This window comes from Chitinophaga sancti, assembly GCF_034424315.1.
In the GTDB taxonomy this organism is placed as follows: domain Bacteria; phylum Bacteroidota; class Bacteroidia; order Chitinophagales; family Chitinophagaceae; genus Chitinophaga; species Chitinophaga sancti.
Genome location: NZ_CP139972.1, coordinates 268,429 through 281,298, shown reverse-complemented (window position 1 = coordinate 281,298; position 12,870 = coordinate 268,429). Strand labels below are relative to the sequence as shown.

The following is a 12,870-nucleotide window of genomic DNA, read 5'->3' as shown; positions in this document are numbered from 1 at the left end:
CATTTCAGACGATCACTTTTTTTCTCATCCCAAAACCGAAGGGTAAAAACAAAACTCCTCCTGCTCTATATAGTATGATTCAGCCATTCGACATAGAAACATTACTGTTAGACCCCAGCTTCATACAATACTGTCTTGGCAAGGCAGACGAAGCCACCATCCGTCACTGGGAGGCTATCAGTAAGGCACATCCCGATACGGTAGCCCAGGCGAACGAAATTGTAATCGGTATTTATCACTGGGGCGCCAGCGAAGAACTCAAGCTCGCTACCAATGCGCTCCGTAAACAAATGAATAAACCTGCGCCCATCCATCGCCTTATGAAACGTGTAAGCGTGGCAGCAGCCCTATTGCTCGCAGCTGGCCTTAGTTACAAACTGCTGCAACCATCCTCCCTGACTACCCTCAGCACTGCGGGCAGTGTAAAAAAAATAATCCTGCCCGATAGTTCTGTGATCTGGATGAATGCACAAACAACGATTCAATATGCTGGCAGGGCAATCATGCTTAAAGAAGGTGAGATCTTCTGCGAAGTACAGCACGATGTCAATCATCCATTCACCGTTACCACTGCTACAGGATTGAAGATCGCGGATATCGGCACCAGTTTCCAGGTGCGTAGTTACCAGGCACGCAAGGAAGAAAACATCAGCGTAAGCAGTGGTGTGGTCATGGTCAAAAACCAACTTTTACACCAGGGTGAAGGCATGTCAGTGAACAAGGCTACCAAACAGGCAACGCTCATCCCTGCCGAAGATGTGACCTGGATGCAACAGCAATTCATCCTGAACAATGTACCGCTTAGCCAGCTCTTACAATCATTGCAGGAACAGTTCCATGTACGCTTCAGTACTAAGAATGATGAAATCCTGCAATGCCGTGTCACCCTGAGTTTCAACGCTGGCGACAAGATACCCGACATACTGGACAACCTCCACCTGATCTACGGAATCACTTATAAAATCCAACAGGACGAAATTATATTAAATGGTAAAGGATGTAATTAAAATAGCCTGCCTGCTGTTGATCACAGCTATCTGCCATGCACAAACGATCAGCTTCCACACAGAAAAAGGCTGGAAGCTGGATCATGCGCTGCTGGCGCTGTCTGTGCAATCGGGGGTGAACATCGCGTTCAATCCCGCTGATGCAGACATGATCGCGGTGCCAGCGCGATCGTTTGACAAACAATCAATCGAAAGCATCGTCAGCTCATTACTCAATGGTACCGGTCTTGCTTTCAGACTTCAGGGCAAACGCCTCGTCGTGTACAAATCAGCAACACCGGCACCCAAGAGGATCGTACCACCACCCACAGCCGCGGCTAACAGGTATATCATATCCGGCCGCGTTCTTGCAGAAGATGGTACGGCGCTCCCCTCCGCCAGCATCCGCCTCAGGGAACTCAACCAGTTTTTCACCACGGATCATAATGGCAACTTCACCATGATCCTCTCCAACGCAAGCGCCTTTACCCTCGACATCACCTACGTTGGCTTCCAGCAACAAACCCTCAGGATCGATCAGCTAAAAACCGATACCATACTCCCAACCGTATTTCTAAAAGAAGTCAGCCTACGCCTGAAAGATATTGCAGTCACTGCCAACCGCACATTTGAAGGTAGTTCCAACTCCTCACTCATGATCACGAGAGAGATGATTGAACAAACCCCTGCCCTGAGCCTGAATGATCTGCTGAACCAGATTCCTAACAGGGCCATTGCCGCCCCTTCTTTACAGCAGGTACAGCAGATCAACCTGCGTGCAAGCTTCGCCCCTACCACCGATAATCGCGGGGCATATGAACTGAGTAATTCCTTTGGGGTTGCTATCGTAATGGATGGAAATGCAATTTCCAATAACATGAATATGCAAAGCTATAACCCCGGTTATAGAGGAATGACGGGTTCTTTCATTACCAGTCCTTCCGGCTGGGGATTGAGCGGCACCGGCACGACCAACTATTCCGGCGACTATACTTTTGGCGGCACCGATCTCCGGCAGATTCCGCCTGATAATATCGAAAGTATTGAAGTCATCTCCGGTGTCGCCTCTGCTAAGTACGGCGATCTCACAGATGGCGCCATCATCATTGAAAGACAGGCAGGGGTTTCGAAAGGTTATTTCCGTACACAATTGCGCGATGCCGCTACTACAGCCAGTTTCAGTAAAGGCTTCAGGCTTTCTCCAAAAGCCGGTGTAATGAATGCCAGCTTCAACTATGTAAACTCAACTTTTGACAGCCGCGAAAAGTTAAAGAACTACGAGCGGATCAATGGTAATATCATTTGGACAAATTACTATGGTAAAAATAACCGTCTTAAAAACACGACAATCGTTGATTACGGGCGGAACCTGGATGGCATCAAAAGAGACCCGGATGATGCAAGTTCTACCAGGGCCCGTTTTGACAGCTGGAATTTCAGCATCTCTGATAAAGTGACCTATCGCGTGAATGGAAAGTTTGTAAAGAACATTACCGCCAATGTACGCTATAGCGAAGGCCATCAATATACATACAGGGAATGGAATGTAAACAGTGCGTATGTGTTGTACACGACTGCAACAACTACAGGTATTCATGAAGGTAGTTATGCGCCCGGAATTTACCTGGCCCAGGCTATCGTGGATGGCCGCCCGGTTGGCTTGAACGGTAGCCTGGATGTTGCAAATGAATTCCGCACCGGCCGCATCAATCACTATCTGACGGCAGGCGGTAATTACAACTATGGCCGCAACAAAGGGCTGGGGCAGTTAGCAGATCCAAGTGTGCCACGTATTGGTGCCTATGTCAACACAACTTCAGGTGGTAAAACAATGGGAGAGCGTTACTATGACTATTCCCGTGTGGTACCGCAACAAGACTTCGGCTTTTATGCGGAAGATGTGTTTAAAACGCCTGTTGCGAATAATTACCTGCATGTAAGAGCAGGTGGACGAATAGATGTACAGAACGGAAAAATAAGCGGATCTCCGCGTATCAATACTAACTATGAACTGAACAGACATTTACGTATCGGCCTGGCTTACGGCCTGGCATTTAAATCACCGGCGCTTTCTATGCGTTATCCCGGGCCCTCATTTACAGAAATACCTTTATTGAATGCGTACAATGGCAAGGAAGCTGAGAGCTATTCACTCATCTATGTGAACCGCTATGAAATGACCAATAAAGACCTGAAATCTTCCAAAAGTCAAACCTTCGAGTTGTCTACCCAATATCATAAAAATGGATGGAATATATCAGGCAACGTGTATGGCAAGTGGAATACAAATGGGATTAATACAACTGTGAAATACACGCCGGTAGTACTCCCCATGTATTCAGCCACTATCGTGGAGGGAGCTAAACCAATTGTGACACTGGACAGCATGAAGCGGTTCCAGATCGAAACACATTCATTTGGAAATAGTCTGAAGTCTACACACTATGGTGCAGAGCTGATCATCTCCACACCACAGGTAAAAGCGATTGCGACTTCATTTACGCTCAGTACAGGCATCAACCGTAGTCTATCCACGACAACGGCGAATAGCTGGATTAGCCGACCTAATGGTGTGACTAATACGAATCCGGATTATGCATTACGGGGTCTGTATCCTCCGAGAAGTGAATACACGACCTATAGCAATGGACGAATTACTGCTGTTACGCACATTCCAAAAATCAGCCTGATTATTCAATTCACGGCTGAATGTACGCTGATCAGTAAGACACGTACACAAGCCAGGGCAGGTATTCCTATCGGGTATCTGACGAATAATTTTGACATGGTATACCTCAGTGAATTTGATAAAGATGATCCGAGGTATGGCTACCTGTATCAACCTGAAAGTGAAACAAATTCAAACAGGGCGCCCAGTCCGCTTATGAATTTTCACATGAGTGTGGGCAAGGAAATCCGCCAGCGTTTCAAGTTTGCCTTCAACGTGTATAATGTATTCAACTATCAACCTTATTATATCACTGCCGGAAATACATATGAATTTCCTAACGCAGCTCCCACATTCGGAGCTGAAGTCTCTGTAAAATTTTAATACCGAATAATGAAAAAGATCTGTTATTTTCTGCTACTGACGATTATCGCGACTGTGTTTTCCTGTAAGAAGGAAGATGGGGTAACTACAGGGATCCAACCTGTGAACCTGGCTGTAAACCTCACTTATGCCCTGGACTCCAGTGAATATACCTTACCAGTAAAAGGTGTGAGTGTAAAACTTACCAATACTGCTACCTCCAGTATTTTATCTTCCACCTCCAATGATTCAGGTATAGCCCGCTTTGCCGGTATTCCTGCAGGTACTTATGATGTGGATGCGACTATTACCATCAGCGCTGATAACTACTATACCATCACCGGCACTTATGTGGCAGAAGATGTCACATTCAACGCTTCTGAAAAAAACAGGGCAATTGCAGTAGGCAATGATGTAAGCATTGCGATGACACTGGTAGCAGGTAGTACCGGTGAGTGGGTAATCAAACAGGTATACTTTGCCGGTTCTAACCGTACTGATGGTGCACTGTTCCGTGACCAGTTCTTCGAAGTATATAACAACAGCGACCAGGTATTGTATGCTGACAGCCTTTACATCGGTCAGGTGTTTGGCAGACAGTCATTTACTTCTTCCAACTATTATACACAGACAAATGGCCAGATGGACTGGACACAATCATTAAATATGCCAACTGGTATCGATGCTAATAACGACTTCGTATATACGCGTACACTGCTGATGATTCCGGGTACCGGTACTACTTATCCGGTACAGCCAGGTAAGAGCATCGTGATAGCGCAAACGGCAATGAACCATAAAGTTCCCTGGACCGGTGCGAATGGTACCACTATTTCTGTTAAAAACCCGGACCTGACGGTAGACCTGAGTGCGGCAAATTTTGAGACTTACTATGCAGGCTTCCTTTCCACCCCACTGGCATCAGATGTTGATAACGTGAGTGTACCAAACGTAGAAGTAATCCAGTACTTCGGTAATGATTGGATCATGGACAATAATGGCCGTGATGGTTATGTGATCTTCAAAGTAGACAGTTCACAGGCTGTGAAAAACTGGCCTATGTACAACTTCCCTTCAACCAGCACACCGTCTTCCACAGCAACTAAATACTACCAGGTTCCTTTGAAATACGTGATCGATGCAGTAGAGATCCAGCCCATCAATGCAGAAGATCGTATTCCTAAGAAATTCGGTGCTATGTATGATGCAGGTTTTGCTTCCGTACCAAAAGGAGCTTACTCTTCACAATCCGTGATCCGTAAAACACTGAAGACGATCAATGGTCGGATTGTATTGAAAGATACCAACAACTCTACTGAAGATTTCGATTATTTCGAAGTAGCTACTCCGGGAGGATTCAAATAATGAAAAGAATACTATTTTTCATCAGTGCAGGTTTTTCACCTGTTGTTCCTGCACAAGCCCAGCAGGTGAATCCTGCTATGGGACAGTTGGGTTTCTACCAACAACCGGAAATGCCTGTTGTGAAAAAACAAGGCTCTCCACGAAATATGGAGATCCCTAATATGCGCCTTGCAAGCGATTCTACCAGGTATCTCCTGTATGAAGCAGCTAAGCTTTCGCCTACGCTTATCCATCTGCTGATGCCTTCAGGTTTTAATACAGTGAAGATAGATTACGGGGCGCACAGGGGGAAATTTGCAGCTGCGCAGGATCCGACAGCTGACAGAACATTCACGTTTAGCACAGAGGGGAAAACAACCCTTGGAAAGACAGACCTGTGGGGGGCTTTCAACTACCAGCGTATTGTGGAAGACAGCACCCGTTTCCGTCATCAGACCCGGAACAACCCGACTGCACCTTATTACTTTGGATCACCGGCAGCGGTGAGTTATCACAGAACCTTATACCAGGCGAAGGTAGGATTATCTCATACCTTTTTAAACAATCACCTGCCCTTGGGTGTGGGAGCAGATTACCGCATTGGCAACCACTTTTCTGTGAATGATCCGAGAGGGGCGATCAATGATTACCAGTTTACGATGAACGCGGGTACTGGTTATTCGCTGGGGAATAAATTTAGGGGTACTGTTGACGGGTATTATGGTTATGGTGCAGAGGTCGTGAATGTAGCTTATAAGAATGTGAACTATGGTGATAATACCGTGTATCCTGATTATGTGACCTACCTGATCAACGGGTATGCGGAGCCGAATCCGAAGTTAAGCAACCGTAATTACAGGACCCGTTTTAGAAGCAGTGGAGCAGGGTTTTCGCTGATATACCGGAATAAGACATCGGGCATTTTTGCGGCGACGGCAAAGCGTATTAAAGAAAAGCAATTTTACTATTATCGTTCTGACGGAGGATTTGATACATTATCCAATTACACGCTGACTGCAACGAAAGCCAATCTGTTATGGTCCAGGCGGCGCTTCGCAGTATCCTTTGCATATGAAGCGCTGAAAGGAGAAGATCTCCATGAAACTTACAATGCAAATAACTACCAGTACCGTTCAAAGAGCTATACATTACGTGCTGTGTATACAGGTCGCAGGATGAATTACGGCGTATTACTAAATAATAATTCAGAAGAGCGGATGGATGGTATTACGGGAAATCATATGCAGTACGGGCATATTACTGTACAACCTAATATCGGCTGGAACTACACCACCAAAAACAAAGATCACTGGGGGGCTGATCTGGCATTGCATTATACAGGTTCTGTTCATCCAACCCTTTACACTACGTCTGTGAATGTTAATTATTTCACACACCAGGTGATTCAATATGATTACTACCTGAATGCGGCCAGCAGTGCCGGTGGCACATTTTCTTTACAGTACAATAAACATTTCAAAGGGTTTTATGCAGGCCTGAAAGGAACAATAGCCTATACAGAAGCATTTGACGAAAGTAAGCAGCTCCTGGAAGGGGCCATGAAACCCGGCAAGGATAGGGCATACGGCAACATATCCCTGCAATTTTATTTTTAATACACCAACATGAAAAGGTCAATTCTGATAGCAGGAAGTTTTATTATTTTATGTTCACTGAACAGCTATACCGCTAATCATTTTAAAAGCGAAACAGATTCATTGCGTACCCTGTATAGTAAACCGGTGGCCGAATGGCCCAGACCAGATGTAGATAGCGGCATTAAATATGAGGAGATGCAGGCATTACCAAAAGAGAATGCCTGGGCGGAGGGGATGAAGGATCCTGAGGTACAATTAGGCAAATTAATGTTCTTCGATCCCCGCCTGTCGCGGTCCGGTCAGATTTCCTGTAGTAGTTGTCACGAGCCTGACCTGGCCTGGACGGATGGCAGAAGGGTATCATTAGGCAATGATCATTTGCAGGGAACACGCAATACGCCCACCCTGTTAAATGTGTTCATTTATGGTGGTACTTATTTCTGGGATGGCCGCGCGAATAGTCTCAATAACCAGGTTTTTGGTCCATTGAGCGCACATCATGAAATGGATATGGATACGGCATTATTACCTGCCAAACTACAGGCGATCAAAGGTTATGATTCCCTGTTCAAAACAGTATACAAAAGCGGGATATCACTGAACAATATCAGCAGCGCACTCACTGCATTTGAAAAGACTATCCGGAGTAGAAAAAGTCGTTTCGATCTGTTCCTGCAGGGTAAGGATAGTGCATTTACAGACCAGGAAATAAAAGGGCTGCATGTATTCCGTACCAAGGCAAGGTGCATGAATTGTCATTACGGCACTTACTTAACAGATAAGCAGTTTCATAACATTGGTCTTACTTATTATAAGCGAAAATACGAGGACCTGGGCAGATACGGGATAACAAAGGATACCGCGGATGTGGGTCGTTTCCGCACGCCGTCGCTAAGAGACGTGGCATTTACAGGGCCTTATATGCATAATGGATTGTTCCCTGAACTAGAACAGATCATTCAGTTATATAACAGCGGGATGATCATTAAACCAAGACCTGAATTAGAAAATGATCCGATGTTCCCTAAGACGGATGCAATCTTACGGCCATTGCGACTGACACTGGAAGAGCGGAATGCGTTGGTCGCGTTTCTGAATGCGGCGTCTAACAGGCCGATACATGTGAACAGACCTTCTTTACCGAAATAATATTGTTTTTCAGCCGGCCATCAGGCCGGCTGAAAAACAAACCCTACGGAACTTTCCGGGTTTATGTTGATACGGACTTGAAAATGGAAGATGCCCCAGCTTCCCTACTTAACTTTCCTTTATCATAATCTTAACTTTTTATTAAGCCCCTTTTTTTCACCTTAGCATTATCACGGTAGCGGATCAACTGCCAATGCGGTTTCGATCCGAAGGGATTGCTAATGAGGACATTGTTGCTTCGCTATCCTTTTCCTAACCAAACAACGCCTATGTGCAAAAACTTTACGTTCGTTATCCTGTTACTATGCATCACTATGCTCACATCTTTCACTTCATTTGTACAGGCCAGAATTGCCTGTGTAAATATGCAGCAATTAGTTAGTAGTATGCCCGAAGGGCAGAAAGCATATGATTCACTGCAACACTATCAACAGGGATTTATTAATATAAAATAAGCGGTCTTTCGCCATTGATAGCCCAACCCATACGCAAGCGAAACTCGCATTCAAAAAACAGGCCCCTCCTGGCAAGCGGAGGGTACCTGTTCCATCTGAAAAAAACCTCAGCAAAGATTTATTTTCCATTAGTTGTCTGAATAAAAAACGGCTGTTTCATTTCTGAAACGGCCGCATTTTTTATTCAGACAACTCCTTAAAGAATTATTAATCCAGGCCTTTTACAACCTGATCGTTGCCGGCAGATACTTCGCAATCAAATCCTCATAATAAGGCTTCAATTCAGATATAACGGGTGGTTTCGGGCTCTTACTATACAAATCATAAGGATTAAACTTCTTCACCCACTCAAACATCTCCTTGTCATGATTCGTCATCAGATGCTCATAAGCATGCTCCCGATGCTGTGAATAGAAAGAATGGTACCTGATCATATACAAGGCCGGCTCCGGCAGATAATTCTTCGTCATCTGGTACAGGTATTCATCATGTCCCCAGCTCATAGACACATTATCCAATCCACAATTAGGCCTATAAATACCATACTTGCTATTATATCTTTCATCCCGTGTATCCGGGTTCAATGCAAAAAACTCAGGGTACACAATCCTGTCAGAGAAAGCACATCCCACGGGGAAGGTATCCCCTACCACTGCCCATTGGGCCTCCCCAAACAAACACAGCACCTTGCCCATATCATGAATAAAACCCGTCAACACAAACCAATCCGGATGACCATCCGCCCGAATCGCCTCCGCCGTTTGCAATAAATGCTGCAGCTGGTCCAGGTCAATGTCCGGATCAGAATCATCCACTAAAGTATTCAGGAACTCCATCGCTCCCCACACCGGCATTTCCTTCCTGTTAAACCGGAGGAAATCAGCCCTTTTCTGCTGCACAAACTCATAAGTCTGATAGGTATGATTAAGGCGATAAAAATCCCGAACAGTATCCCTGCCGGGGTTTTCATAATTACGAAACTCTTCTTTGGCTTTGGCTGGTTCACCTGCATCCGGATAACGCAGGAGTACATCATCTTCCCATTGTTCAATACTCTGCAGTGGGCGCAGCTCCTCACCGGAGAAATCATATGCTTTCATACGTGTAGTTTTAAATAAAAGAGTGGAATCAGACTTGACAACCTTAATTTACAAATTTCAATCGATTTCCGCAAATAATTTTGCCCAAAAACGCCTCATTATGAGCTAATTTTAAACTTTCTTCAAAATTTCGGCATATAAATTAGTTTTATCAAAATCTGGACGCCCTTTAGAAACTATCTAAATTCAGTAGCATTTTTTTAAACAGTACTCAAATGTCAGAAAATCAATATAATTCTCGATTCAATCCCTGGCTTTTAAACCGGATAGAATTAGGGGAAGACTTCAGAATGTAGCAAGAATAAAAGGCAGGACATCAACTACCATCACCGTCGAAAATAATAAAGGCAAACCGAACTGGTTTGCCTTTATTATTTCTAAACTTTCCAACATCATTTCCTGCTACCAGAACACCGTATACAACGCCGTCAATATCCCCATAATAATCACTGACCCCACCACAAAACCCGGCGTTGCCTTATACATCTTCCTATCTACAATAATCACCGCTTCCTGGTATTTGCTATTCTCTTCCAACAACGTCATTACCACCATAATCAGCATCAATAAGCCGAACACAATACTCATTCTATCCAAAAACGGAAAATCAGGAAACGCTCCCCCCGTCCACACCGGCAAGAACTTCAACACCGCTGATAATGGAATCGTGAGCAAAGCCCCCGCCATCGCCGCCTTCGTCGTAGTCCGCTTCCACCACAATCCCAACAGGAAGATCGCCAACACCCCTGGCGCAATAAAGCCAACATACTCCTGGATAAACTGGTAGGCCTGATCCAGTGTACGCAATGCCGGTGCCACCAGCGCGGCAATCACCATCGCCACGATCACCACATAACGCCCTACCCTCACCAACTGCTTTTCAGACGCATTTTTATTAATATACTTATGATAAATATCCAGGGAGAAAATCGTGGAAATACTATTCGCCTTACCCGCCAGAGATGCAACCACAGCCGCAGTGAGCGCCGCAAATGCCAATCCCTTCAAGCCCGCAGGCAATAAATTCAACAAAGTAGGATATGCCTGATCCGGCTTCAAAGCGCCGGCAGCATCATGCAGTTCCGCACCAAACACCCCGTTCTGATACAGTACATATGCCGCAATACCTGGCAATACCGCAATCACCGGTATCAGCAATTTCAAAAACGCTGCAAATAAAATACCACTCCGTGCCGTCTTCAAATCCGCGCCCAGGGTACGTTGTATAATATACTGGTTACATCCCCAATAGTTCAGGTTATTTACCCACATCCCGCCGATCAGTACAGACAATCCCGGCAGATCCTTATAATACGGATGCGTAGACGGGAAGATCATATGAAAATGCGTATCCGCCTTATCCCTGATCAGGCTCAATCCCTTAAAGATATCATCGCCATAACCAAAATGCCTGCTTACCATATGCAAAGCCAGGTACGTAGTAGCCAACCCACCCACAATCAACACGATCACCTGTATCACATCCGTATACCCGATCACCTTCATACCGCCCAGGGTCACGATCACCGCAAAGAGTGCCAGTCCGAAAATACAATAGTAAAAATCGATCCCCGAAATCGCAGATATTGCCAGTGCACCCAGGTAAATAATAGAGGTCAGGTTCACGAATACATATACCAGCAACCAGAACACGGCCATAATCGTACTTACCGTCGCGTTATATCGCTGCAGCAAAAACTGTGGCATGGTATAAATCCTGTTCTTCAGGTACACCGGGATAAAAAACACCGCTACAATAATCAGGGTCGCGGCACTCATCCATTCATACGTCGATATTGCCAAACCCAGTGCAAACCCGGATCCTGACATACCTATAAAATGCTCTGCGCTAATATTGGAAGCAATGAGAGAAGCCCCTATCGCCCACCAGGTCAGTGACCCTTCGGCCAGGAAGAAGTCCTTGGAACTCGTCATGGTAGACTTCTTGCGTTGGTAAATCCAGTAGCCATAACTTGCTACTATAACAAAATAAATAAGGAATACGATATAATCGAGTTGCTGTAAATGCTTCATTACAACTAAGCTGTTTAATTGGCCTTAGGGAAAATTATAACTGGGCAAAGAAAGTAAAATATACGGAATTAATGCAGGCTTTTCAATTTATATTATATTTACCCTATATGCTGGAAGTTGATAAAAAAGATGCCCACCTGCTCGAAAGAGCCATCTCACAGTGGGAAAGTGATTCCCTCATCTCCACTGAACAGGCACAAAACCTGCGGGGCACCTGGCACATCCGCGCTACGGACTGGCAGGCTATTACGCTCTATATTTTCATCGCCGCCATCTCCTGTGCCCTCATGGCTTTCGGTGCCCTGGTGCTCGATGAAAAATGGATTGAAGTGCTCAGACAAAAATACGCACTGGACGATGGCATCATCTCACTGGGTTTTGCCGTACTCACGGTGATCCTCTGTATCCACGGCTATCGCCGGCAACAACGCTATCCCGTATACTCACTGAACAGGGAATTATTCTGGCTGCTCCCCATACTCAGTATAGGAGTCAGCGTAGTCTACCTGGGCAAGTCCCTGCATTACCTCAATGGGAATTATGGCATGTTCTGGCTGCTTGCTACGATCAGTTATGGCGTGCTCGGCGTATTGCTTTCCAGCAGGCTATTGTGGTCGGCCACACTTATTTGCCTTATTCCTGCATTTGTAAAACTCACCTACTTTCTCAGCAACGGACAACCTTACTTCTGGGGCATGAACCTGCCTTGCCGCATGGTGCTGCTCGCACTGATCATGATGGGCATCCATGCGCTGTTTTATAAAAACAAACATTACCGACGCATTGAAGACATTACCTGGACAGGTGCCTGGTTACTCCTACTGCTCTCCGGCTGGATGATCTCCATCTTTGGCAATACCGCCGGCTGGGAAGAATGGCAGCAGGTACGACAGGTACACCTGCTCTGGTGGGTGATCGGCTTTACGATCTTATGTGCAGGGGCCTTACTTTTTGGCATCAAAAAACAGGATCCGATGGTAAGGGATATGGCTGTATTATTCCTGCTGTTTGATATGTATACACGCTACTTCGAATACCTCTGGGATCGTACGCACAAAGGACTCTTTTTTGCAATACTGGCAGCTTCCTTCTGGTGGATAGGAAAGCTCCTGGAAAGAAGGATAAAAAAAACATGATGAAAAGAGGTTGTATCCAACGACAGATACAACCTCT

General features: G+C 45.4%; 9 protein-coding genes. 7 read left to right on the top strand and 2 right to left on the bottom strand.

Features of this window, described 5'->3' with window-relative positions:
• Positions 1–74: 74 nt before the first annotated feature.
• The 6 genes from U0033_RS00980 (at position 75) to U0033_RS00955 (ending at position 8,563) form a co-directional block, all read left to right on the top strand.
• The gene (locus U0033_RS00980; RefSeq protein WP_177318542.1) at positions 75–1,007 is read left to right on the top strand and encodes a FecR family protein; all 933 of its coding nucleotides are present in this window, start codon (positions 75–77) and stop codon (positions 1,005–1,007) included.
• Complete coding sequence (locus U0033_RS00975; protein ID WP_072357347.1) at positions 988–4,038, top strand: TonB-dependent receptor domain-containing protein; 3,051 nt, start codon at positions 988–990, stop codon at positions 4,036–4,038. The genes U0033_RS00980 and U0033_RS00975 overlap by 20 nt, the downstream gene beginning before the upstream one ends.
• 9 nt (positions 4,039–4,047) lie before the next feature.
• Positions 4,048–5,382 (top strand): DUF4876 domain-containing protein, encoded by a 1,335-nt coding sequence (locus U0033_RS00970; RefSeq protein ID WP_072357346.1) that lies wholly within the window; start codon positions 4,048–4,050, stop codon positions 5,380–5,382.
• On the top strand, positions 5,382–6,977 hold the full coding sequence (locus tag U0033_RS00965; RefSeq protein ID WP_072357345.1) for a DUF6850 family outer membrane beta-barrel protein: 1,596 nt from the start codon (positions 5,382–5,384) through the stop codon (positions 6,975–6,977). The genes U0033_RS00970 and U0033_RS00965 overlap by 1 nt, the downstream gene beginning before the upstream one ends.
• A 9-nt stretch (positions 6,978–6,986) precedes the next feature.
• On the top strand, positions 6,987–8,108 hold the full coding sequence (locus U0033_RS00960) for a cytochrome-c peroxidase (protein ID WP_072357344.1): 1,122 nt from the start codon (positions 6,987–6,989) through the stop codon (positions 8,106–8,108).
• A 269-nt stretch (positions 8,109–8,377) separates the two neighbouring features.
• A complete protein-coding gene (locus tag U0033_RS00955) occupies positions 8,378–8,563 on the top strand; it encodes an OmpH family outer membrane protein (RefSeq protein ID WP_143150618.1) in 186 nt (61 codons plus the stop codon).
• Positions 8,564–8,784: 221 nt separating this feature from the next.
• On the opposite strand, the gene U0033_RS00950 is transcribed toward U0033_RS00955, so the two are convergent.
• Both U0033_RS00950 and U0033_RS00945 read right to left on the bottom strand, forming a co-directional pair.
• Positions 8,785–9,663, bottom strand: coding sequence for an inositol oxygenase family protein (locus U0033_RS00950; RefSeq protein WP_072357343.1), 879 nt, complete (start codon positions 9,661–9,663; stop codon positions 8,785–8,787).
• 402 nt (positions 9,664–10,065) lie between these two features.
• Positions 10,066–11,697, bottom strand: coding sequence for a sodium/sugar symporter (locus tag U0033_RS00945; protein WP_072357342.1), 1,632 nt, complete (start codon positions 11,695–11,697; stop codon positions 10,066–10,068).
• A gap of 107 nt (positions 11,698–11,804) precedes the next feature.
• Here U0033_RS00945 and U0033_RS00940 point away from each other — a divergent pair, with 107 nt between their 5' ends.
• Positions 11,805–12,833 (top strand): hypothetical protein, encoded by a 1,029-nt coding sequence (locus tag U0033_RS00940; RefSeq protein ID WP_072357341.1) that lies wholly within the window; start codon positions 11,805–11,807, stop codon positions 12,831–12,833.
• Positions 12,834–12,870: the final 37 nt, after the last annotated feature.